Consider the following 22,278-nt stretch of genomic DNA (forward strand, 5'->3'; position numbering starts at 1 on the left):
CTATCGAGAATCGATAGCATGTTGGCAGAGCATCGGGCCGTTGGCCCGCTCCGGGTGTTCCTCGTGCTGCTGTTCGGCGTCCTGGTCCTGTTCCAGACCATGTCGCTGCCCGGCCAGTTCGCGCACATGGCCGAGGAGTCGCCGGACCTGGCGTACCTCAGGTGGCCGCTGACCGCCGTGACGATCTTCTGGGTGCTGTGCGTCCAGGTGGTCGTCGTGGCCACGTGGAAGCTGCTCACCCTGGTCAAGCACGACTGCATCTTCAGCGAGGCGGCCCTGAGGTGGGTGGACGCGATCGTGTGGGCCGTCGCCGCCGCGTGGGTGGTGCTCGTGGCCGTCTTCCTCTACGTCGGCTTCAACGCCGACGACCCCGGCCTGCCCCTGCTGCTGTTCCTGCTGACGACCGGCCTCACCGTGCTGGGCCTGCTGATGGTCGTGATGCGCGCGCTGCTGCGCCAGGCGACCACGCTGCGCACCGACATGGAAGCGGTGATCTGATGCCGATCGTCGTGCGCATCGACGTCGAGCTGGCCAAGCGCAAGATGAGCGTCGGCGAGTTCTGCGAGCGGGTCGGGCTCACGCCGGCGAACGTGGCGGTGCTCAAGAACGGCCGGGCCAAGGCGGTGCGGTTCAGCACCCTGGAGGCCATGTGCCGGGTGCTGGGCTGCCAGCCCGGCGACCTGCTGGAGTGGGTCGACGACGAGAGCACCGGCGAGGTGGGCCGCGGATGATCCGGGTGCGCGGGCTGACCAGGCGTTACGGCGACGTGCTCGCCGTGGACGACCTGACCTTCGACGTCGAGCCGGGGAAGGTCACCGGGTTCCTGGGGCCGAACGGGGCCGGGAAGTCCACGACCATGCGGGTGGTGCTCGGCCTGGACCGCCCCACGTCGGGCGAGGCGCTGGTGAACGGGCGCCCGTACGCGGCGTTCGGGCAACCGCTGCGGGAGGTCGGCGCCCTGCTCGACCCCGGCTCGGCGCACCCCGGCCGCACCGGGCGCGACCACCTCCGGGTGGCCGCCCGGACCAACGGCATCCCGTCGCGGCGGGTGGACGAGGTGGTCGAGCAGGTCGGCCTCGACCGCGCGGCCCGCCGCCGGGTCAAGGGCTACTCGCTGGGCATGCGGCAGCGCCTCGGCATCGCGGCGGCCCTGCTCGGCGACCCCGGCGTGCTGCTGTTCGACGAGCCGGTCAACGGCCTGGACCTCGACGGCGTCCGGTGGATCCGCGGCCTGCTGCGCCACCTGGCCGACGAGGGCCGCGCCGTGCTGGTCTCCAGCCACCTGATGAGCGAGGTGGAGCAGGTCGCCGACCGCCTGGTCGTCATCGGCCGCGGCCGGCTGATCGCCGACGCCACGACGGAGGAGGTCGTCGGCGGGCTGGGGCACGTCCGGGTGCGGGTCCGCGTCGCCGAGCCGGACCGGCTGCTGGCCGGGCTCCGGGCGCACGGCTGCGAAGCCCACCGGGCCGACGACCGGGAGTTGCTGGTCACCGGCTGCGCCGCCGACGAGGTCGGCCGGCTCGCCCACGCCCTGGGCATCCCGCTCCGGCACCTGTCCGAGGTGCGCCAGTCCCTGGAGGACGCCTACCTGGAACTGACCGGCGGCAGCGTGGAGCACCACGGCCGCCAGGCGGAGGCGGCCCGGTGAGGCGCGTGTTCGCCCGCGCCTGCGCCGCCGAGTGGACGCGCCTGTGGACGGTCCGGACCACCTGGTGGTTCCTGGCCGCGGCCGGCGCGACGATGGTGGGCATCGCCACCGTCGCCGGGGTCGAGGCGGCCGGGGACCCGGAGCCGTCGCCGGGCGCCTCGGCGTGGGTGGCGGCGAGCGTCCCCGCCCTGCCGGGCCAGTTCGCGCTCCTCGCCCTGGCCCTGACCGCGGTGACGGCCGACTACGCCACCGGCGGGATCGTGCCGAGCCTCCAGTGGACGCCGCGGCGCGGGGTGTTCCTGCTGGCCCGCACGACCGTGGCGGCGGGGGTGGCCGCGGTGGCCGGCGCGCTGCTGGCGGCCGCCGCCGGCCTCGCCGCGTTCATCGCGGCCCGACCGCTGCTCGGGCTGCCCGCGGCCGGGGCGCTGGAGGTGCTGCCCACCGTCGCGCTCGTGTTCGCGGCCGGGGCCGTGTTCGCGGTCGGGCTCGGCTTCCTGCTGCGCAGCACGGCCGGTGCGCTGGTCGCGGTGTTCCTGCTGATGCTGGTGCTGCCGCTGATGCTGCCCAACTTCGGCTACGGGTGGACCACCGGCCTCGCCCGGGCGCTGCCCGGTTCCGGTGCGGCGTTCCTGCTGATCGGGCAGGTGCCGGGGATGACGTGGACGTCCTCGGTGGTCACCCTGCTCGGCTGGGCCGGCGGCGTGCTGCTGCTCGGGTGGCTGAGGCTGGCGCGCGACGACGCCACCCGGTGAGGGACCGCCGGCCCGGTGCGGCTACCGGGCCTGGAGGGCGTCCAGCGCGACGGACTGCGCGATCACCACGCGGCGGTCGACCTGCGGGTCGGTGATGCGGATGAGGTAGTGGTCGCGGACCCAGGTCTTCTTGTCCACGCTGAACACCGGTTGGCCGCCGCGGGTGAAGTCGAAGTGGTAGCGGAACGGGAACGGGATGTTGTTGACGAACGGCAGCAGGTCCCACACGCGGCGCAGGATGGCCAGCCCGGCGTTGCGCTCGCTGCCGGTGGCGGTGGGCGCGCCCGGCTGGTCGAGGTGCCAGGTGGAGTTGGTCAGGGACTTGCCGAAGTCCTTGCGGAACGCGCCGATGGGCTGCCCGCTGCCGTCGGTGACGTCGTAGCCGCTGCCGAGGTCGATGACCTTGCGCGCGCGGAAACCGGCGAGCACCTGGTTCTTGTCGGGGCCGGTGTAGATGGTCACCTGCTCCTTCATGGTCATCCGCTTCTGCTCGGCGAACGCCACGAGCTGACCGGGCTCGCCGTTGGCGTCGTCGAAGATCTCGTAGCGGTTCACCATCAAGGTGACCTTCTGGTGCATGTGCAGCACGCTCGTGGCCGGTGTGAGCACGGTTCCCCCTGGTTCGTCGGTGGCCCGAAGTTTCTCACCCAACCGGGTGAAAGACCGGTGGGGGTCGTGGAACAGCCGCGACCACTTCCCGGCGACCGCGGCCGGTGCGGTGCCCGTGACCGGCGTGGACGACTTCGGTGACCTGCGGCTTTCCCGTCAGCCGTGCCGGCACCGGCGGCGGGTGGGTGGGCGGGAGGGCCGTGCCGGTCTGGCCCTAGACTCCGGCGGACGGGAACACCTGCGCGTCGCCTGATGCATCGAAACGATCAAGGAGTCGAGCACCCCCATGCGAACCGCACTGGTCACCGGCATCTCCGGTCAGGACGGCGCCTACCTCGCGCAGCTGCTGCTGGAGAAGGACTACCGGGTCTACGGCGCCTACCGCCGCACGAGCTCCACCAACTTCTGGCGGATCGCCGAACTGGGCATCGCGGAGCACCCGAACCTGCACCTGGTCGAGTACGACCTCACCGACCTGGGCAACAGCATCCGGCTGCTGGACTCCACCGGTGCGGACGAGATCTACAACCTGGCCGCGCAGAGCTTCGTCAGCGTCTCGTTCGACCAGCCCGTGACGACCGCCCAGATCACCGGCATCGGCGCGCTGAACCTGCTGGAGGCGATGCGCGCGGTCAACCCGCGGGCGCGCTTCTACCAGGCGTCGACCTCGGAGATGTTCGGCAAGGTGCAGGCCGTGCCGCAGACCGAGACGACCTCGTTCTACCCGCGCAGCCCGTACGGCGTGGCCAAGCTGTTCGCGCACTGGACGACGGTGAACTACCGCGAGTCCTACGACCTGTTCGGCGCCAGCGGCATCCTGTTCAACCACGAGTCGCCGCTGCGCGGCCGGGAGTTCGTGACGCGCAAGGTCACCGACTCGGTCGCCAAGATCAAGCTGGGCAAGCTCGACGTGCTGGAGCTGGGCAACCTCGACGCCAAGCGCGACTGGGGCTACGCCAAGGAGTACGTCGACGGCATGTGGCGGATGCTCCAGGCCGACGAGCCGGACACCTTCGTGCTGGCCACCAACCGCACGGTGACCGTGCGCGACTTCGTCGCCCTGTCGTTCAGGGCCGCGGGCATCGAGCTGAACTGGGAGGGCTCGGGCGAGTCCGAGCGTGGCGTGGACGCCGAGACCGGCCGGGTGCTGGTCCGGGTCAACCCGAGGTTCTACCGCCCCGCCGAGGTCGACCTGCTCGTCGGCGACGCCTCGAAGGCCCGGGACGCGCTCGGCTGGGAGCCCACGACCACCCTGGAGGAGCTGGCCCGGATGATGGTCGAGGCGGACGTCGAGAGGAACGGGCGTGGGTTCTCCTGCTGAGCGGGGCCGGGTCCTGGTCACCGGCGTGTCCGGCTTCACCGGGCGGCACGTCGCCGCCGAGCTGGTCGGGGCCGGGTACGAGGTGGTCGGGCTCGCGCGCCGGGGCGCCGGCGAGGTGCCCGGGGTGGTCACCCACCGGGCCGATCTGCTCGACCGCGCGGCCCTGCGCGCCGCGGTCGCCGAGGTCCGGCCGGACGCGGTGGTGCACCTGGCGGCCGTCTCGTTCGTGGCGCACGGCGACGCCGACGAGCTGTACCGGACCAACGTCGTGGGCACCCGCAACCTGCTCGACGCGTTGTGCGGGACGGGCGCGCGACCGCGCATCGTGGTGCTGGCCGGCAGCGCGAACGTCTACGGCAACACGACCGTCGAGCCCGTCCACGAGGACGTCCCGCCCGCGCCGGCCAACGACTACGCGATCAGCAAGGTCGCCGTGGAGCACCTGGCGGGGCTGTGGGCGGACCGCCTGCCGATCGCGATCACCCGGCCGTTCAACTACACCGGGGTCGGGCAGCACGCGAAGTTCCTGATCCCGAAGGTCGTCGACCACTTCCGCCGCGGTGCGCGGAGGATCGAGCTGGGCAACACCGGGGTCTGGCGCGACTTCGGCGACGTGCGCACCGTCGCCCGCTACTACCGCAGGCTGGTCGAGGTGGCCCCGGCGGGCGCCACGCTCAACCTGTGCTCGGGGGTGGCGCACTCGCTGGCCGAGGTGCTGAAGATGATGGCGGCCATCGCCGGGTACGAGATCGAGGTCGAGGTCAACCCGGCGTTCGTCCGGGCCAACGAGGTGGTCCGCCTGGTCGGCAGCCGCGAGCGGCTGGTCGCGACCCTGGGCGAGGAACCGGTGATCCCGTTCGAGAAGACGCTGGAGTGGATGTACTCGGCGTGAATTGGCGCTGCCGCACCGGGTGTTGACGCACCCGGCGCTGACGCACCCGGCGCGGCGCCCCCCGGGAGAACGCCGCACCGGGTACCGGTCACAGCAGGGACACCGCCTTGTCCAGCCCCGGGTCGCGCCCGGCGGACAGGTCGGCGGCGGTCGTCGGGGCGTTGTGGTCCGGTGCGACGCCCACGGTGTTCACGACCTCCTTGTTCGCGCCCACCTCGTGGTACTTCGGCAGCCCGAGCACGCTCCCGTTGTCCAGCAGGTACGGCGACCCCGGCCCGGACACCGCGCCGGCGGTGCGCGTGCCGACCAGCGTGCCGAGCCCGAGGTCCTTGACCGTGCTGGAGAACGAGTCGCACGCCGAGGCGCAGCGGCGGTCGGTGAGCGCGACGAGCGGCAGGTTCAGCAGCTCGACCGAGTCGTCCGTCCGGTTGGGCGTGCAGCGGCCCTTCACGTCGCACCAGTAGCTGGTGGTCCTGCCGTGCGCGAGCGCGCCGAGCAGCCTGCTCACCGCCACCGGGCTGCCGCCGCCGTTGCCGCGCAGGTCCAGGACCACGCCGCGCAGCCGGGTCTGCCCGCGCAGCTCGGCGATGGCGGCCAGGACCCGGTCGACCAGCTCCGGGGCGAAGCCCGGCAGGCTGACGTAGGCGATGTCGCCTGCCACGAGCCGGGACTCGACGTCCCGGCGCGGCGGCTGGAACTCGGCGGCGGTCACGGTGGTGGTGAACGTCCGGCCGGTGGCGGGGCGCCGCACGGTCAGCTCGACCCGCGAGCCCGGCCCGCCGTTGGTGAAGTACGACAGCACGCCCCTGGTGAGGACGCCGTTGACGAACACCGGGACGCCGTTGACCGCCAGGACCTCGTCACCGAGTTCGAGGCCCGCGGCGTCGGCCGGGCTGCCCGTGACGATGCCGTTGACGTGAGCGGGTTCGGCGGCCACCGGGTCGATGTCGCCGGGGCCGACGACCACGGACAGGTCCAGGCCGTACAAGTTCCGCGTGAACCCGTTGAGCCACCGCGCGTGGTTGTCGTCCAGCGCGTCCACCATGGCCTTGATGGCGGCGGTGGCGATGGCGGCGCGGGCCCCGTCGTCCGGCAGCGCGTCCGCGATCCGCCGGTAGACCCGGCTGAACGCGGTCCAGTCGGCGTCCCGGCGGCCGGTCAGGGCGGGCAGGGTGGCGTCGGGCCGGTCGAGGCCGCGGCGCTGGAGCTCCTGGGTGAGGGCGGCGAACGCGGGCACGAGCAGCGTGCGGCTGTCGAGCACCGGACCGCTGTAGTAGTTGTCGAAGATGCAGTGGTACGCCTGCCCGACCGTGGTGGCGGTGGGCGGCGTCGGCGTCGGCGGCTGCGTCCCGGGCTGGGGCTGGGTGCAGGCCGGCGGCCGCTCGGGCGCGGCGGTGCCGGTGCCGTTGCCCACCCCGACGAGCACGGCCGTCGCGGCGAGTGCCCCGACGAGCGGGCGCCATCTGTGCTTCACGGTGATCCCCTGGTGTTCGCTGGTCGTGCGGACGGTGGGGAGTTCTACGGGCCGGGCGGTTTCGGCGCGGTATCGCCCGCGATGAGACCCCGCCGAAACCGGTGGCCGGCGATACTGGTGCGCGTGCGGGTGCTGGTGGTCGAGGACGACGAGGAGATGGCGCACGCGGTGGCGACCGGGCTGCGGCGGGCCCGGATGGCCGTCGACGTGGCGCTGGACGGGACCGGCGGGCTCGAACGCGCGCTGTGCACCGACTACGACGTGGTCGTGCTGGACCGGGACCTGCCCGGCACGCACGGCGACGACGTGTGCGCGGAGCTGATCGCGGCCGGCTGCCGCAGCCGGATCCTGATGCTGACCGCGGCGGCCACCACCGAGGACCTGGTGGACGGGCTCGGCCTCGGCGCGGACGACTACCTGCCCAAGCCGTTCGACTTCCGCGCGCTCGTGGCGCGGATCGGGGCGCTGGCGCGGCGGGCGCACCCGGCCGTGCCGCCGGTGCTGCGCCACGACGACCTGGTGGTCGACACCGCGCGGCGCCGGGCCACCCGCGGCGGCCGGCCGCTGGGGCTGGCGCCCAAGGAGTTCGGCGTGCTGGAGCTGCTGCTGGCCGCCGGCGGCCGGGCGGTGTCGGCGGAGGAACTGCTGGAGCGGGTGTGGGACGAGGCGACCGACCCGTTCACCAACGCGGTCAAGATCACCGTCAGCAGGCTGCGGGCCAAGCTCGGCGACCCGCCGCTGGTGGAGACCGTGGCCAAGAGCGGGTACCGGATCTGATGCGCGCACCGCGCCGCACCGTGCGGCTGCGCCTGACCCTGCTCTACGGCGGGCTGTTCCTGGTCTGCGGGGCCGCCGTGCTGACCGTCACCTACCTGCTCGTGCGGCACGCGGTGACGCCGTCGGCCGACGTGCGGCTGTTCTCCTACCCCGGTGACGCGGCCCCGATCGGCCCGCCGCCGCCCGGCGAGGTCCAGCGGGTCGCGCTGCGGGCCGAGCAGGCGCTGGCCGAGCAGCGGCGGGACGTGCTGGACCAGCTGCTGGCCCAGTCCGGGATCGCGCTGGCCATGACGGTGGTGCTGGTGCTCGGGCTCAGCTGGTGGGTGGCGGGCCGCGTGCTGCGCAGGCTGCGCACGATCACCGCGGCCGCGCGGGAGATCTCGGCGACCAACCTGCACCGCCGGCTGGCCCTGGCCGGCCCGGACGACGAGCTGAAGGAGCTGGGCGACACCTTCGACGAGCTGCTGGGGCGGCTGGAGGCGTCGTTCGAGGCGCAGCGCCGGTTCGTCGCCAACGCCTCCCACGAGCTGCGCACGCCGCTCGCCCGCCAGCGCACGATCGGGCAGGTGGCGCTGGAGGACCCGGACGCGACGGTGGAGTCCCTGCGCGCGGCGCACGAGCGGGTCCTCGCGGCGGGCGCGCAGCAGGAGCGGCTGATCGAGGCCATGCTCACGCTGACCCGCGGCCACGCCGGCATCGACGTCCGCCACCCCTTCGACCTCGGCGAGGTGGTGACCGACGTGGTCGACGTCCGCGGGCCCGCGGGGGTGGAGCTGCGGGCGTCGGTCGGGCCGTGCCCCGTGTCCGGGCACCGCGCGCTCGCCGAGCGGCTGGTGGTGAACCTGGTGGACAACGCGATCCGGCACAACGTGCCCGGCGGGTGGGTGGAGGTGACGTGCGGCGCCGGCGTGCTGACCGTGGCCAACACGGGTCCGGTCGTGCCGGAGGCCGAGGTCGACCGGCTGTTCCAGCCGTTCCAGCGGCTCGGGCAGGCCCGGACGGGGCCGGGGCCGGGGCTGGGGTTGGGGCTGTCGATCGTGGCGGCGATCGCGACCGCGCACGACGCGCGGGTCACCACGACGCCGCGCCGGGAGGGCGGCCTGGTGGTGCGGGTGGCGTTCGGCTGAAGCGGGCCGGGGCCCCGCGAGCCCCGGCCCCCGCGGTCACTCGAAGCTGGCGCCGTACACGTGCTCGACCGTCACCTTCACCAGCACCCGCCGCTCGGACACCATGACCGAGCGGTACTCGTCCCAGTCGGGGTGCTCGCCCGCGGCGGCGCGGTAGTAGCCCACCAGCTCCTCCACCTCGGGCCCGTGGGGGTCGGTGCCGGGCCCGACCAGCGCCGCGGTGCCCTCGGCGGTGGCCCACGCCCCGCCGTCGGCGCTGGTGACCTCCAGCGCGCAGCGCGGGTCGCGGCGCAGGTTCGCCGCCTTGACGCTGCCGGCGTCGATCGCGACGTAGAGGACGTTCGCCTGCTCGTCGTAGTACGGCAGCACGGGGGTGAGCTGCGGGCGCCCGTCCGCCTTGAGGGTCGCGAGGACGCCGAGCCTGCTCTTCGCGAGCAGCGTGCGGGGGTTGAACGGTGTGGTGCTCATGGCCCCATCATCGACCTTCACACCGGTGTGGAGGTCAAGGGAACCGGCCGCGCCGATCGGGGAACCGAAGCCGTTCGGCCCAGCCAGGCGGACACCTCGCGCAGCAGCGCGCGGTAGTCGTCGAGCACGCCGTCCAGCAGGGTGAAGGCGTGGACGGTCCCGGGCATCCGCAGGTGCCGCACGGGCACGCCGGCCGCGGCCAGCGCCTCGGCGTACCGCTCGCCGTCCGAGCGCACCGGGTCGTGCTCGGCGGTCGCCACGAAGGTCGGCGGCAGCCCGGCGAACGACCGCGCGCGCAGCGGGGCGGCCAGTTCGGAGGGTTCCCGGTCGCCCAGGTACTGCGCCCAGAACCACCGCATGGCAGCGGTATCCAGGCCGAATCCCTCGCCGCTGTCCACATGGGACTCGGTGGTGAAGTCGCGGTCCAGGGCGGGCACCACCAGCACCTGGAAGGCGAGGGCCGGCCCGCCGTCCCGCGCCTTCGCCGCCACCGCGGCGGCGAGGTTGCCGCCCGCGCTGTCGCCCATGACCCCGATCCGGTCGGGCCGCACGCCCAGCGCCCCGGCGTGCGCGAAGAACCACCCGGTGGCGGCGTAGGAGTCGTCGAGGGGAACCGGGAACGGGTGCTCCGGCGCCTTCTGGTAGTTCACCGCGAACACGGCGTGCCCGGTGGCGTTGGCCAGCGCGCGCAGCGCCACGTCGTAGACGTCGAGGTTGCAGGTCACCCAGCCGCTGCCGTGCAGGAAGACGATGCCGGGGAAGGGGCCCCCGCCCTCCGCCGGGTAGTAGACGCGGGCGGGGAGGTCGGCCGTGGGGCCCGGCACGAACAGGTGCTCGACGCGCGCGGGCTCCGGTTCGCCCTGGAACTGCAGGTACCCCAGCGCCGCCTGGCGCGCGGCGAAGGGGGTGGACTCCTCGACCCGCGGCCCGCCGGCCATCTTCTCCAGCACGGCCCGGACTTGCTCGTTCACTGCCATGAGCCCATGGTTCGACGATCGACGGCATAAGTCCAAGCCATAGATCTTGTGACACCCATAAACTGCGTTCATGACACTGCGGCAGTTCGAGTACCTGGTCACGGTCGTGGACGAGGGCTCCTTCACCCGCGCCGCCGAGCTGCTGCACGTCACCCAGCCCGCGCTGTCGCACCAGATCAGGGCGCTGGAGCGGACCGTGGGCACGCCGCTGCTGGACCGCCTGCCGCGCGGGGTGCGGCTCACCCCGGCCGGGCGCGCCTGGCTGCCGCACGCCCGCGCCGCCCTCGCCGACGCCGACCGCGCCACGACGGCCGCCCGCCGCGCCGCCGGCCTGGAGTGCGGTGAGCTGCGCGTGGCCGCGGTGTACTCGCTGACCCTCGGCGTGCTCCCGCCGGTGCTGCGCCGGTGGCGGGCGCGCCACCCGGACGTCCGGGTCCGGCTGTTCGAGCACCGCCACGCCGACGAGCTGCGCGCGGCCATGCTCGACGGCCTGGCCGACGTGGCGGTCGGGCCGGGACCCGCGGGCTGGCCCGGGTTCTCGGTGGAGCTGGGGGAGGAGGAGTTCGTGGTGGTCCTGCCGCCCGGCTCGCCGCACCCCGACCCCGTCGACCTGGGCGACCTCGCCGACGAGGGCTGGGTGCACTACGCGCCCGGCAACGGCCTCGCCGACGTGGTGGACGCGGCGTGCGCGGCGCGCGGGTTCCGGCCGAGGGCGGTGGTGCGGACCGAGCAGACCGCGGCCGCGCCCGTGCTCGCCGCCGCCGGGCTCGGGCCCGCGCTGGTGCCGCGCAACGTGCTGCCCGCGCGGTTCGACGGGGTGGTGCGGCGCACCGACCCGCCGGTCCGCCGCCGGCTGGTGGCCTACGGGCACCGGGAGCCGGACCCGTTCACCGCGGCGTTCGTGGAGCTGTTGGTCGAGGCCGGGTGGGGTGGGTGAGACCGGTCCGGCAACGGCCGGCGTGCGGGAGCCGGCCGGTGTCGCCTGGACCCCGGCACCGCACGCGCCGGGTGCCGCGGTGTGGGCGGTGGACGTCAACGACCGGGCGGGTGGCCCACCACCCGCACCGCCTCGCGCAAGGGGTTCCGGGTCCCGCGCTGCGGCCACCGGGGCGCCTGAGGGGTCCGGTCGACCGGTACCGAAGGGTCGGCCGCGGAATTCGTCCGATTCATTGCCGGCGCTTTGGTGAAGCCATACGCTGGCGTTGCAGCTGCGTTTCAGCGGGCGGAACCGCGGTCCGGCCGATCCGGTCGAACGAGGAGTGTGCCTTGAGGTCGAGGGGAATGTCCGAGCGAGTTCTTCTGCGCGTCGCGGTGGCCGCGGCGGCGACGGCGGGCCTGGTGTTCGCGGGTCCCGCCGGCGCGTCGGCCGAGGGCGTCGGCGCTGCGGCGACCTGTGAGTTCTCCAACACGTTGTGCGCCTGGGACCAGCAGGGCTTCACCGGCGCGAAGTTCAACGTGAAGTCGCTGGTGCCGCAGGGGACGTGCGTGGACCTGGCGGCCCACGGCTGGGGCGCCGGGCGGATCAAGTCGGCGATCAACACCCACTCGCAGTCGGCGAGGTTCTACACCAACACCAACTGCACCGGGTCTTCGCAGGTCATCTCCGGTGGCGCGAGTGTGAGCCCGGTCACGCTGGTGTCGAACAGCGTCTACGTCTACTGATCGACCCGGACCGCGCGGCGGCGGCCCCGTCGTCGCCGCGCGGCACCGCGCCGTGTCCACTCGGTGCCGGGCAACTTGTTGCCGGCGGCATTGCCTGGACAGTGGCGCACCACGTGCGGGAAAGTGGTGGGAATTGCCCTCGACAATTCACCGCGAGGGTGTGCGAAGCATTTCCGACAATCGCCGGCGTGATCGTTCCCCGGCGGGTGCGGTGACGGGGTCCGCCGTTGTCCGGAGTACGGGAAAATGGAACATGACGCGAGCGGACGTGCGCATCGGCGCCGTGGTGGTGCACCACCCCTCGCGCGGGCCGGCAACAGCCGACCTGCTGCGCTCGGCCGCCGCGTCGTCCCCGACCCCGAACCCGACGGGCCGCCCAGCCCGCTGCGCACCGCCAAGCGCGCCCGGGCCGCGGTCGCCGAGGGGCGACCCACCACCTGGTGCTCCAGGATGACGTGGAGCTGTGCGCGTTCGCCGAGCACCTGCGGCACGCCGTGGCCGCGCGCCCGGACGACGCCATCGCGCTGGGCGTGTTCTCCACCGCCGGCTGCAACTCCTAGCACGCCTCGGCCAGCGCGGTCACCTCGTAGCCGGCCCGCCGGCAGGCCACGGCCGGCTGACCGCCGATGAACCCGGCGGCCCCGGTGACCAGCACCTCGCCGGCCGCTGAGCCGGCTCCCGCGCCAATCCCCTCACCGGCTCCCGCGCCGGCCGCCGCTCCGTTCACCGGGCCGTCCCCCCGACCCATTCGCCAACCCGGTCACCGAGCGTCCCCCGCCCTGGTGTGCAACAGCACCTCGCGCACCTTGGCCGTCTTGGCCGCGGCCTCCTCCGGCGTGTCCAGCACAGGTACCTCGCCCAGCGTGCCGAGGTATCCGTTCACCACCCTCACGCTCAGCGCGACCGCCCGGGACAACAGGGCTTGGTCAAGCGTCCAAAGTGGACTTGTCCAGCCCCTCGCGCACCACGGCCGCCAGCGCGCGGTCGAGCTTGCACACCTGGGCCAGGCCCAGGGCGGCGGCCGGCTCGTGCATCCGCAGGTTCGGGCCCACCCGCGACCCGTCCTCGACCAGGCCCGCGCGGTCGGGCGCGAACCCGTGGTCGTGGAAGGCGCAGCCCTGCCGGTGCGCCTCGGGCGAGTTGGTGGCCGGCCGCCAGGTGGGCCGACATCAGCGCGTCGAACCCGTCGCGGGTGCGGCTGGCCTCCAGCTGGTACCGGTTGATCGCGGCCTCCGGCGGCAGCATCGTCTCGGCCGGCGCCGCGTCGGGGTGGACCGCACTACCGTCGGGCAGCTCCCGCAGCAGCCGCCGGCCCATCAGCGCCTCGCCCGGCCGTGGGCCGGCGCCCGGTCGTAGACCTGGTAGGCCCGTGCGCCCGGCGACGGCGGCAACAGGGTGTCCACGGCGGTGTCGCCCGTCGACGGTTGACGGGCCGGGTTGTGTTCCTCCGTCATTCCCCGCCATGTATTTCCGGTCCCCGGAATTGCTTTTGTCGCTTACCGCGGCGCCGGTGCGGTCGCGGGGAGCGGTTGCCGGTCGAGCGGCTCCGTGAATGTGGTTCCGGACCTCCGTCGGGCATCCCGGGAGTAGCGCGGAACGGGCCGGTGCGGGGTCGCGCCGGTCATTTCCGCTGTATTCGTTGGTACCGTCGCCGGTTGCTCCCGGCGACCGCGGTCGCACCTGCCGGTGACGCCTCCTGGCGGTACCGGGAGGTCCGGCCACCCGGTAGGTTCCCGGTTATTCCCGGTCGCGGGGCCCGGAGCACGCCGTGCGGAGCCCTCGGAAAGCCGGTGCGCGCCGTATGTCCTGATTTTTCGGTTTAGCGGTGTTCTCCCGGGAGTGCGGCCGATGTTAACTGCCCCACACGGGCGGGTCAATATTGTGCGCAGTGGTCCCGAACCGCTTCGTTCGGTGGTTACGCACGGTCACGTGGAAATGCGCTTGCCGACGATCGGGTGATATTCTTGACGGCCGCCGGGGGTGTGGTTAGGGTCCGAATTGGGGCGGCTAACCGGCCTGTTCGGGGGGATAATCTTTGTTTTCCGAGCCGGAACTGGACGAAAAAGCGCGCGGGGCGGCCGACCGGCCGCCGACAACGTTGTCGGCGGCGGTGGGTCCGGCGGAGGTGGGGCCGGACCGAGCCGCGGACCACCTGGGCCAAGCCTCGGACCATGCGCCGAGCCGAACCGGGGGCCAAGCGCCAAGCCAAACCCCCAGCCACGCCAAGCGCCAGGCGCCAGGCCGCGCCGCGGACCTGCCCCTGAGCCGGGAGCCGGCCCACGTCCCGCCCCCGCCCCCACCCCCGCGCTCCCGGGACTTCCCCCTGTTCTGGGCGGCCCAGACGGCGAGCTTCGTCGGCGACCGGCTGACCGGCTTCACCGCCCCGACCGCGGCCATCCTCCTGCTCGACGCCTCGACCGCCGAGGTGGGCCTGGTCTCGGCGGCCGGGTGGCTGGCCTACCCGGCGGTCGGCCTGCTCGCCGGCGCCCTGCTCGTGCGGGCCAGGGTGCGACGGGTCGCCGTCTGCGCCGAACTGGTCCGGTTCGGCGCGTTCGCCCTGCTCGCCGCGGCCGTGGCCGCGGGCCTGGTCACCTCGGTCGCCCCGCTGGTGGTGGCGGTCGCGGTGGCGGGCGTGGCCACGGTGTTCAGCGACCTCTCCGGCCAGGTGCAACTGCCCGCGTTGGTCCCGGCCGGGCGGCTGGTGGGCGCCAACTCCCGGTTGCAGGTCTCGGACAGCGCCTCGAAGCTGGCGGGACCGGCGCTGGGCGGCGCGGTCGTCGGCGCGTTCGGCGCGGTGGCCGCGTCGGCGCTGGGCGCCCTGCCGTTCCTGGCCTCCGCCCTCTGCCGGCTCGGCGTCCGCGCGCCGGCGCCGCCGACCGCCGACCGGGGGTCGCTGTGGGCGCGGGTGCGCGACGGCCTGCGCTACGCCCGGCACCACCCCGTGCTGGGCCCGCTGGTGCTCAGCTCCGCGGTCCGGGCGTTCGGCACCGGCGCGGTGGACGCCGTCCTGCTGCTGTTCGCCTACCGGGTGCTGGGCCTCTCCAGCGCCACCGCGGGCCTGCTGCTCGCCGCGGGCGCGGCGGGCGCGCTGGTCGGCGTGCTCTGCGTCGGACCGCTGACGCGCGCCCTGGGCACGCGCGGCGCCCTGCTCGCCACGGGCCTGGAGGGGCTGGCGTGGTGCGCGGTCCCGCTGTGCCTGGCCCTGTCCGCACCCGTGCCCGCGCTGTTCGCGATCAGGGTGTTCTCCGCCCTGTGGATCCCGGTCTGGGGCGTGCTCGGCACCAGCGCCCGGCAGCGGGTCGCGCCGCCCGACCGGCAGGCCACCGTCCACGCCACGGCGCGCGTGCTGACCTCGTCGGCGATCCCGCTGGGCTCGCTGACCGGCGGCGCGGTCGCGGGCCTGGCCACCGGCGTCCTGGGGCAACCGCTCGCGCTCGCCGCCGTCATCGCGGCCGGCGGCCTGTGCTCGGCCTGCGCCGTGCTGCTGCTCCCCGGCCGGCTGCCGGACCACGTCACCCGTTGAAGTCCGCAAGAGGAGGAAGCGTGCACCCCACCACGACCCGGCGGTTGAACGCCAAGGAGTTCGCGGACATCAAGCACACGGTGTCCATCCGCTCGGCGGCGCGCAAGAACCTGCGCACCGACCCCGGCTACGCGGCGGCCCTGCCGCAGGAGGTCAGCCTCCAGCTCACCTACCGCTGCAACCTGCGGTGCGTGCACTGCTACCAGTGGAACGAGCAGGGGTTCTTCCGCGACTTCAGCGCCCAGAAGCAGCGCACCGAGCTGGACCTCTCGGTGGTGGAGGAAGTCCTGCGGGTCACCGCGCCCCGCCGCTCCAAGCTGTTCCTGTGGGGCGGCGAACCCCTGATGCACAGCCGGTTCGGCGAGGTGGCCGAGCTGCTGGAGCGCTACCCGCGCACGGTCAACATGTGCACCAACGGGCTGCTGTTCAAGCGCAGGCTCGACGACCTGCTGCGCATCGGCGAGAACCTCAACCTGCTCGTCAGCCTCGACGGCCTGGGCGAGGACCACGAGGCGCTGCGCGGCCGGGGCACCTTCGCCAAGACCACCGGGAACATCCGGCGGATGCTGGACCTCAAGCGCGACGGCGAGTTCGGCGGCGAGGTCTCGCTGTCCTGCATGGTCTCCCACGTCACCGTCGGCAAGATGTACGAGTTCATGGAGTGGGCCGAGGAGCTGGGCGTCAACACCGTCTACTTCCAGTTCCCCTGGTACATCAGCCCCGAGGTCGCGCGGGCCATGGACGAGCTGTACGAGAAGTCCTTCGCGTGGCTGGCCAACGACACCGGCACCAGCAAGCCCACCTGGCACTCCTACACCTACCGGTTGCCGCCCGAGCAGCTGCCCGTGCTGCGGGAGTCCATGGCGCGGCTGGCGTCGCGGCCGTGGCGGGTGCGCGTGCGGTACCAGCCGCAGCTGGAGGCCGACGAGGTGGAGGACTTCATCCTCGGCACCTCGCGCCCGGCGCAGCACCGCAGCAGGTGCCTGGCGGTGTCCAACCGGATGGAGGTCCACGCCGACGGCAACGTCAGCTCGTGCAAGTTCTTCCCCGAGTTCGTGGTCGGCAACCTCTACGACACCGGTGTGGCCGAGCTGTGGGGCGGGGAGCCGTTCCGCGAGGTCCGCAAGATCCTGTCGGCCGGCGGCATGATGCCGGTCTGCTCGAAGTGCATCCTCCTCTACCTGAACGGAGTGTGAGCAGTGGACGAGGTCTACTCGAAGGTCAAGGTCGTGCTCGCGGCGGTGCTGGCGAACGGGACCACCGCGGCCGACATCCCCACCGACGCCGACCTGGTCGAGGAGTACGGGCTCGACTCGCTCCAGATGATCTCCTTCCTGCTCGGGGTGGAGGACGCCTTCGACGTGGAACTGGACTACGAGTCGCTGGACCTGGAGCACCTGAGGTCGGTGCGCCAGTTCGGCACGTGGCTGGCGGCGCTGGACGGTGCGGCTCCGGACGGCGCGGTGGTGCGGTGAGGGCGGCCCTCCGGCTCGGCGCGTTCGACGCCGAGCGCTCGTGGCGGCCGCCGGAACTGGCGCGGCTGCCCGCGGCACCGGCGGCGGCGGACCACGTCGAGGTGATGGACGAACTGCTCGCGGGCCTGTGCGCGCCGGGCGACACCCTGGTCACCCGGCGGCCGGTCGACCCGGACCTGCTCGCCGCGCTGCGCGGCGCTGGCCTGGCGTTCGCCCACCACGTGGTCGCCGACGGGCCGGGGGGCGCGGTGGAGGAGCTGTTCGCCCGGGACCCGGCGGCGCCCGCCCTGCTGCGGGACCACCGCCTCGTGCCGTACGCGGTCACGCCGCACGTCGCCGCGCTGGCCTCGTCGACGCCCCTGCCCGCCGTCGCGGACGTGGCCCGGGTCAACTCCAAGACCTGGTCCAACGACCTGGTGGTCGACCTGGGGCTGCCCGGCGCCGGCGTGGTGGTCCGGTCGACCGCGGAGCTGGCGCGGGCCGTGGCCGACGCCGGGTTCCCCGCCGTGGTGAAGGACCCGTACGGCGTGTCCGGCAGCGGTGCGCTGGAGGTCGGCACGCCCGGTGTGCTGCGGGCGGTCACCCGCGTGCTGGACCGCCAGGTGGCCGGCGGCGCCCGGGTGGAGCTGCTGGTGCAGCCCCGGTACGACAAGGCGCACGACCTGTCCGGGCACGGCGAGCTGGCCGAGGACGGCACCTGGCGCTGGCTGGGCGTGCGGGCGGTGCACAACCGCGGCTTCCGGTACGCGGGCGCGGGTCCGGCGGACGGTGCGCGGGCGCGGTTCGAACCGGCCCTGCGGGACGCGGCCGCGGAGGTGGCGCGGCGGGCGTTCGCCGAGGGGTACTGGGGACCGCTGTCGATCGACGCGATGGTGCTGGCCGACGGGGCGCTGGTCCCGGTGCTGGAGGTCAACGCCCGGACCTCGCTGGGGCGCCTGGCGCTGGAACTGGACCGGGTGCTGGGCGACGGCGCGCTGCGCTGCCACCTGTGGCAGGTCGAGCTGGCCGTGCCGCCGGGTACGACCACCGGGCACCTGGTGCGCGCGCTGCGCCGTGGCGGTCTGCTGCTGGGGGCTGGGAGCGGTGCGGGGTGTTCGGTGCTCGGCGGAGGTGTGGTGGGGCCGCCGACCGCCCGGCTGCACTGCGCGCTGCGCTGCGGGCCTGGGGAGCTGGACGCCGTGCGGGCGCGCGTGCTGGCCTCGTTCGAGGCGGCGGGTGCCCGGCCGAGGGGGACGGTCCATGCGGCTTGAGACCGAGCGGGCCGGGAGCGGGCGGCCCGAAACCGGGCATGCCGGGACCGGGCGGCCCGAAATCGGGCGGGCCGACACCGGGCGACCCGAAACGGAACCGAACGGGGAGCGGCGTGACACCAAGCCGCTGCGCATCGGCCTGATCGGCGCCACGGGCATCGCGGAGCGGGCCGTCATCGGGCCCAGCCGGGCGGAACCCGGCGTGGTGCCTGCCGCGATCGCGGCGAGCGACCCGGAGCGGGCGCGGGCGTTCGCGCGGCGGCACGGCGTGCCCCGCGTGCACCCCGACTACGCCGCGCTGGTGGCGGACCCGGACCTGGACGCGGTGTACGTGTCACTGCACAACTCCGCCCACCACCGGTGGGCCGCGGCCGCCGCGCGGGCTGGCAGGCACGTGCTGGTGGAGAAACCGCTGTGCCTGACCGCGGCCGAGGCGGCCGACCTCATCACGGCGGCCGAGGCCGGTGGCGTGCACGTGGTGGAGGCCGTGCCGGCCGCCGGGCACCCGTGGCAGGACTCGGTGCGGGCGATGGTCGCCGACGGCCGGTGGGGCCCGCTGGAGGCGGTCACGACGACGATCCGGTTCGCCCCGCCCGCCGACGGCTACCGGCTGCGCCCGGAGCTGGGCGGCGGCATCTTCCGCGACGCTGCGAGCTACTGGTTGCAGGCCGTCCAGGCGACCGTCGGCCTCACCGGGGCGCGCGGCGGCGGCCGGCGGATCCGCACCGCGGCCGGCGGGGTCGACGTGGAGTTCGCCGCCCGGCTCGACCTGCCCGGCGGGGTGCGGGCCGAGCTGGCGTGCGCGTTCGACCCCCAGCACGCCGCCGAGCACGAGTTCCGGTTCGCCGGGGCGCGCGTGCGCGTGCGGGCCTTCCTCCGGCCCGTCGCGGGCGCGCTGCCGCTCAACCTCGCCGTGCGGCGCGCCGACGGGACCACCGAGATCCGCTCGTTCCCGCCGATCTCCTACTACGACCGGCAGCTGCGCGGGTTCCGGGACCTCGTCACCGCCGGTGCGCGCGGCGCGGAGCTGTCCGCCGCGGTCGAGCGCATCGGCCTGATGGCCGCCATCCACGACGACGCCGAGGGGGGTTCGTGACCGACGACGCGAAGGTGCGGCCGGACCGCGACCGGTTGACCGAGGTGCTGCGCCGCGCCGGCGTGCCCGACCCCGAGGGGGCCCGGGTGGAGGAGGTGCACGGCGGCACCTTCAACACCGCCTACCGCGTGATGGCGGGCGACCGGCGCCTGGTGCTCAAGGTGGCGCCGCTGCCCGAGACCGCCGGCCTGACCTACGAGCGCGGGCTGCTGACCACCGAGGCCGTGTTCCACCGCGCCGCGGCCGGCGTGCTGCCCGTGCCCGAGGTGGTGCACCTCGACGCCGGCGGCGACCTGCTGCCGTCCGAGTGGCTGCTGATGACCGAGCTGCCCGGCGTCAACTGGCACGAGCACCGCGAGCGGTTCGACCCCGACCGCCGGGCGGCGCTGCGGCGCCGGCTCGGCGAGGCCGCGGCCGGGCTGCACCGGGTGGTCGGCGAGGGGTTCGGCTACCCCCAGCTCGGCCTGGCCGCGGACTGGCCCACCGCGTTCACCGGCATGGTGGAGGCCGTGCTCGCCGACGCCGACCGCTACCGCGTGGAGCTGCCGGTGCCCGCCGACCGGCTGCGCGCCCGGCTCGCCGCCTCGCGGGGCGCGCTGGCCGAGGTCCGCGAACCGGCCCTGGTCCACTTCGACCTGTGGGCGGGCAACGTGCTGGTCGACCCGGGTGCGCCGCGCCTGACCGGCGTGGTCGACGGCGAGCGCGCGTTCTGGGGCGACCCGCTGGCGGACATGCCGTCGCTCGGCCTGTTCGGGCTGGCCGAGGACGACGCGGACCTGGTGGCCGGCTACCGGGGCGCGGGCGGCGTGCTCGACCCCACCCCGGCCACCCGGTGCCGGCTGGACCTGTACCGCTGCTACCTCTACCTGGTCATGACCGTGGAGGCGGTGCCGCGCGGCGCGACCGGGCCCGAGGACCGGCCGTTCGCCCGGCTGATCGCCGCGCACCTGCGCCGCGCCGCGGACCGGCTGGACGGTGGCGCGCCGTGATCGAGGTGCTCACCTCCGGGGTCGCCCTCGGCGTGCACGTCCCCGGCCTGCTGCTGGCCGACCGGCTCCGCGAGCGCGGCGCGCGGGCCGGCGTGACCGTGCTGGAACGGCTGCTGCCGGCCGCGAAGCTGGCCACCACCGCGGCCATGCGCACCGCCTTCCACCGGGACTTCCGGGTCGCGCTGGTGGGGCAGCGGGTCGCGACCAACCCGTTCGGCGCGGTGCCGGGCGACCGGCTCGACGAGCTGTTCGCCGAGTGGGACGAGCGGGGCGTGCGGCGGTTCGTCGTGCTCTCCGGCTACTGGCTGCCGGTGCTGGAGCGGTACGCCGGCGACGCGGACGTGGTGGTGTGCCACGTCGACTCGGTGGCCTCGCCGTCGTTCAAGGGCGACACCGGTTTCGGTGCGCGGGTGTGGCTGGCCGACGCCGAGCGGGTGGCGCTGCCCGCCACGATCCCGGTGTCGCGGGAGCCCCAGGTCCCGTGGGCCGACCGGGCGAAGTCCCTGCTGCTGCACGGCGGCGGCTGGGGCATGGGCACCTACCGCGAGCGGGTCGGCGAGCTGCTGGGCGCGGGGTTCGAGCTGGACGTGGTGGCGCACGAGGAGGCCGACGCGGAGGTGGTCGACCCGGCGGTCCGCTACCACCTGATCGACCCGGCGTGGCACCCGTGGGTCGACGACGGCTACCCGCCGTTCGGCAGGCTGCGCCCGGGCACCCCGACGACCTACGCGCGCGGCGTCGGCCACCACGCGTCCTTCGACCTCATGCGCACGTCCGCGGCGGCGGTGAGCAAACCCGGCGGCGGCACCCTGCTCGACTCGCTGTGGTCGGCCACGCCGCTGGTGCTCCTGGAACCCTTCGGCGCGCACGAGCAGCGCAACAGCGAGCTGTGGCAGCGCCTCGGCTTCGGCATCACCGTCGAGGCGTGGCGCGAGCGCGGGTACGCCCTGGAGGTGCTGGCCGAACTGCACGAAGCGTTGTCGGGCGTGGCGCGCCGAGTGCCGGATTTGAGTGGGATGCTGCTGTCGGGGGGTGCGTGAATGAGCACGGTTCGGCCCGCTTCGCTGTGGCAGCGGTTCGCGCTCTGGCTGGAGGACGAGCGCCCCGGCGTCGCCACCGGCCCGTGGTTCGCGGTCAACGCGGTGCTGCGCGTCGAGGGGGAGTTCGACCCGGACCTGCTGGTCGCCGCGGCCGGCGACCTGCTCGCGCGGCACGAGCTGCTGCGCTCCCGCCTCGACCCGGACGCGGTGGTGCAGGTGGTCGAGGACGCGGTGCGGCCGTGCGTCGAGGTCGGCGGTGACGAGTCGCCGCACCACCCCGTGCCGTCGACCGCGCCCACCCCGCTGGTGCTGCGCGTGGTCCGGCGGTCGGCGCGTGAGCACGTGCTGTCGGCACACCTGCACCACCTGTTCGGCGACCCGGCCACGCTGTGGCGGGTCCTGCGCGACCTGGGCGAGCTGTACGCGGCGCGCCTCGGCGGGCCCGAACCCGCCCCGCCGACCGCCCAGTACGGCGAGTACGCGGCCCACGAGGCGGAACTCGCCCGCGACCCCGGCACGGCGCGCTGGTGGCGGGAGGAGCTGGGCGGCCTGCGCTTCGCCGCACCACCGCCGGACGCCCGCGACGCCCCCTTCGCGCTGCGCCGCCCCGTGCTCCCGGCCGACGACACGGCGCTGCTGGAGACCTGGGCCCGCCGCCGGCTGAGCACGCCGTTCGCGGCCGTGCTCGCGCTGCTGACCGAGGAGCTGGCCGGGCACGTCGCCACCGGCGACCACGTGCTCTACAACACGCTGTTCCTGCGCCGCGACCAGCCGCGCTGGCGCACCGTCGCGGGCCCCTGCATCACCCCGGCGTACGCGGCGGTGCCGCTGGACGCGACCGCCGACCTGCGGGCGTTGACGGTGCACCTGGCCGCGGCCGAGCGGCACTCCCGCTGCCCGGTGTGGGAGCTGGAACCGGTGGCGGGCGCCCCGTCCGCCCCGTTCGTCGAGCTGATCCCGCAGCTGCGCCCCGACGAGGTCCCGTTCGGCCCGGCGCGGGCGTTCGTCGAGGCGGCGGCCGGTCCGCGCGACACCGGGCAGGCCGCCGGGCTGGGCATCAGGTTCCGCAAGGCGGTCGACGGCGCGCTGGTCGCGCACGTCAGCGGCAACGGCAGGGGGTGGACCGGTAGTGCCGTGCACGCCGCGCTGGACGGGCTGCCGGACCGCGTGGGCCGGCTACCGGCCCGGGCCGGGTGAT

General features: G+C 74.5%; 25 protein-coding genes and 1 pseudogene. 18 read left to right on the top strand and 8 right to left on the bottom strand.

Translation table 11 applies throughout. The features are described from left to right. Positions 1-18: 18 nt before the first annotated feature. The 4 genes from EKG83_RS10520 to EKG83_RS10535 are packed head-to-tail and all read left to right on the top strand — an operon-like array spanning position 19 to position 2,400. The gene (locus EKG83_RS10520; protein WP_033434809.1) at positions 19-498 is read left to right on the top strand and encodes a DUF2975 domain-containing protein; all 480 of its coding nucleotides are present in this window, start codon (positions 19-21) and stop codon (positions 496-498) included. Further along, positions 498-731 (top strand): helix-turn-helix domain-containing protein, encoded by a 234-nt coding sequence (locus EKG83_RS10525; RefSeq protein WP_033434810.1) that lies wholly within the window; start codon positions 498-500, stop codon positions 729-731. The genes EKG83_RS10520 and EKG83_RS10525 overlap by 1 nt, the downstream gene beginning before the upstream one ends. Then, positions 728-1,648, top strand: a complete 921-nt coding sequence (locus EKG83_RS10530) for an ABC transporter ATP-binding protein (RefSeq protein ID WP_033434811.1) — start codon at positions 728-730, stop codon at positions 1,646-1,648. Before EKG83_RS10525 ends, EKG83_RS10530 begins: the two co-directional genes overlap by 4 nt. Beyond that, positions 1,645-2,400, top strand: a complete 756-nt coding sequence (locus EKG83_RS10535) for a hypothetical protein (protein WP_033434812.1) — start codon at positions 1,645-1,647, stop codon at positions 2,398-2,400. The genes EKG83_RS10530 and EKG83_RS10535 overlap by 4 nt, the downstream gene beginning before the upstream one ends. A gap of 21 nt (positions 2,401-2,421) precedes the next feature. Here EKG83_RS10535 and EKG83_RS10540 read toward each other — a convergent pair whose 3' ends face one another. After that, positions 2,422-3,009, bottom strand: coding sequence for an LURP-one-related/scramblase family protein (locus EKG83_RS10540; RefSeq protein ID WP_228122559.1), 588 nt, complete (start codon positions 3,007-3,009; stop codon positions 2,422-2,424). A gap of 286 nt (positions 3,010-3,295) precedes the next feature. On the opposite strand from EKG83_RS10540, the gene gmd reads away from it, so the two are divergent. Together gmd and EKG83_RS10550 are read left to right on the top strand one after the other, a co-directional pair. After that, positions 3,296-4,330: a GDP-mannose 4,6-dehydratase gene (gene gmd / locus EKG83_RS10545; protein WP_033434813.1), complete on the top strand. Its 1,035-nt coding sequence runs from the start codon at positions 3,296-3,298 to the stop codon at positions 4,328-4,330. Next, the gene (locus tag EKG83_RS10550; RefSeq protein ID WP_033434814.1) at positions 4,314-5,222 is read left to right on the top strand and encodes an NAD-dependent epimerase/dehydratase family protein; all 909 of its coding nucleotides are present in this window, start codon (positions 4,314-4,316) and stop codon (positions 5,220-5,222) included. The genes gmd and EKG83_RS10550 overlap by 17 nt, the downstream gene beginning before the upstream one ends. Before the next feature lie 88 nt (positions 5,223-5,310). Here EKG83_RS10550 and EKG83_RS10555 read toward each other — a convergent pair whose 3' ends face one another. Next, positions 5,311-6,696 carry a S41 family peptidase gene (locus EKG83_RS10555; protein WP_051766825.1) on the bottom strand — a complete coding sequence of 462 codons (1,386 nt, stop codon included), beginning with the start codon at positions 6,694-6,696 and terminating at the stop codon, positions 5,311-5,313. A 123-nt stretch (positions 6,697-6,819) separates the two neighbouring features. Here EKG83_RS10555 and EKG83_RS10560 point away from each other — a divergent pair, with 123 nt between their 5' ends. Beyond that, positions 6,820-7,473 carry a response regulator transcription factor gene (locus EKG83_RS10560; RefSeq protein ID WP_033434837.1) on the top strand — a complete coding sequence of 218 codons (654 nt, stop codon included), beginning with the start codon at positions 6,820-6,822 and terminating at the stop codon, positions 7,471-7,473. Then, positions 7,473-8,600, top strand: coding sequence for a sensor histidine kinase (locus EKG83_RS10565; protein WP_051766826.1), 1,128 nt, complete (start codon positions 7,473-7,475; stop codon positions 8,598-8,600). The genes EKG83_RS10560 and EKG83_RS10565 overlap by 1 nt, the downstream gene beginning before the upstream one ends. Before the next feature lie 36 nt (positions 8,601-8,636). Here the strand turns inward: EKG83_RS10565 and EKG83_RS10570 are convergent, their stop codons facing one another. After that, positions 8,637-9,068 (bottom strand): PPOX class F420-dependent oxidoreductase, encoded by a 432-nt coding sequence (locus tag EKG83_RS10570; protein ID WP_033434815.1) that lies wholly within the window; start codon positions 9,066-9,068, stop codon positions 8,637-8,639. Positions 9,069-9,085: 17 nt separating this feature from the next. After that, complete coding sequence (locus tag EKG83_RS10575) at positions 9,086-10,045, bottom strand: alpha/beta hydrolase (RefSeq protein WP_063741503.1); 960 nt, start codon at positions 10,043-10,045, stop codon at positions 9,086-9,088. Between the two features lie 70 nt (positions 10,046-10,115). Here EKG83_RS10575 and EKG83_RS10580 point away from each other — a divergent pair, with 70 nt between their 5' ends. Further along, positions 10,116-10,982 (top strand): LysR family transcriptional regulator, encoded by an 867-nt coding sequence (locus EKG83_RS10580; RefSeq protein WP_033434816.1) that lies wholly within the window; start codon positions 10,116-10,118, stop codon positions 10,980-10,982. Between the two features lie 344 nt (positions 10,983-11,326). After that, positions 11,327-11,707, top strand: a complete 381-nt coding sequence (locus EKG83_RS10585) for a peptidase inhibitor family I36 protein (protein WP_084717044.1) — start codon at positions 11,327-11,329, stop codon at positions 11,705-11,707. Between the two features lie 556 nt (positions 11,708-12,263). Here the strand turns inward: EKG83_RS10585 and EKG83_RS10590 are convergent. The 4 genes and pseudogenes from EKG83_RS10590 to EKG83_RS10600 all read right to left on the bottom strand — a co-directional run bounded on the left by EKG83_RS10590 (position 12,264) and on the right by EKG83_RS10600 (position 13,161). After that, positions 12,264-12,434 carry an NAD-dependent epimerase/dehydratase family protein gene (locus EKG83_RS10590; protein ID WP_153277997.1) on the bottom strand — a complete coding sequence of 57 codons (171 nt, stop codon included), beginning with the start codon at positions 12,432-12,434 and terminating at the stop codon, positions 12,264-12,266. 33 nt (positions 12,435-12,467) lie between these two features. Beyond that, entirely contained in the window at positions 12,468-12,590 is a 123-nt protein-coding gene (locus tag EKG83_RS48960) for a hypothetical protein (RefSeq protein ID WP_265590327.1), read from the bottom strand. 43 nt (positions 12,591-12,633) lie between these two features. After that, positions 12,634-12,840 (bottom strand): annotated as a pseudogene (locus EKG83_RS46795) (DegT/DnrJ/EryC1/StrS family aminotransferase); the annotation flags it as partial. 183 nt (positions 12,841-13,023) lie between these two features. After that, complete coding sequence (locus EKG83_RS10600) at positions 13,024-13,161, bottom strand: hypothetical protein (RefSeq protein WP_153277999.1); 138 nt, start codon at positions 13,159-13,161, stop codon at positions 13,024-13,026. Positions 13,162-13,832: 671 nt separating this feature from the next. On the opposite strand from EKG83_RS10600, the gene EKG83_RS10605 reads away from it, so the two are divergent. Genes EKG83_RS10605 through EKG83_RS10640 form a run of 8 tightly spaced genes read left to right on the top strand, consistent with a single transcriptional unit; the run spans position 13,833 to position 22,277 of the window. Beyond that, complete coding sequence (locus EKG83_RS10605; protein WP_153278000.1) at positions 13,833-15,230, top strand: MFS transporter; 1,398 nt, start codon at positions 13,833-13,835, stop codon at positions 15,228-15,230. Between the two features lie 20 nt (positions 15,231-15,250). Further along, positions 15,251-16,426 (top strand): radical SAM protein, encoded by a 1,176-nt coding sequence (locus EKG83_RS10610; RefSeq protein ID WP_051766827.1) that lies wholly within the window; start codon positions 15,251-15,253, stop codon positions 16,424-16,426. Positions 16,427-16,429: 3 nt separating this feature from the next. Further along, entirely contained in the window at positions 16,430-16,705 is a 276-nt protein-coding gene (locus EKG83_RS10615) for an acyl carrier protein (protein ID WP_033434819.1), read from the top strand. After that, positions 16,702-17,955 (top strand): hypothetical protein, encoded by a 1,254-nt coding sequence (locus EKG83_RS10620; protein WP_033434820.1) that lies wholly within the window; start codon positions 16,702-16,704, stop codon positions 17,953-17,955. Before EKG83_RS10615 ends, EKG83_RS10620 begins: the two co-directional genes overlap by 4 nt. Then, positions 17,945-19,051, top strand: coding sequence for a Gfo/Idh/MocA family protein (locus EKG83_RS10625; RefSeq protein WP_084717046.1), 1,107 nt, complete (start codon positions 17,945-17,947; stop codon positions 19,049-19,051). The genes EKG83_RS10620 and EKG83_RS10625 overlap by 11 nt, the downstream gene beginning before the upstream one ends. Continuing rightward, positions 19,048-20,040: a phosphotransferase family protein gene (locus tag EKG83_RS10630; RefSeq protein ID WP_084717047.1), complete on the top strand. Its 993-nt coding sequence runs from the start codon at positions 19,048-19,050 to the stop codon at positions 20,038-20,040. The genes EKG83_RS10625 and EKG83_RS10630 overlap by 4 nt, the downstream gene beginning before the upstream one ends. Continuing rightward, positions 20,037-21,080 (top strand): hypothetical protein, encoded by a 1,044-nt coding sequence (locus tag EKG83_RS10635; protein ID WP_033434821.1) that lies wholly within the window; start codon positions 20,037-20,039, stop codon positions 21,078-21,080. The genes EKG83_RS10630 and EKG83_RS10635 overlap by 4 nt, the downstream gene beginning before the upstream one ends. Then, entirely contained in the window at positions 21,081-22,277 is a 1,197-nt protein-coding gene (locus EKG83_RS10640; protein WP_033434822.1) for a condensation domain-containing protein, read from the top strand. The last annotated feature ends 1 nt before the right edge of the window (position 22,278 follow it).

This window comes from Saccharothrix syringae (genome assembly GCF_009498035.1).
GTDB lineage: Bacteria > Actinomycetota > Actinomycetes > Mycobacteriales > Pseudonocardiaceae > Actinosynnema > Actinosynnema syringae.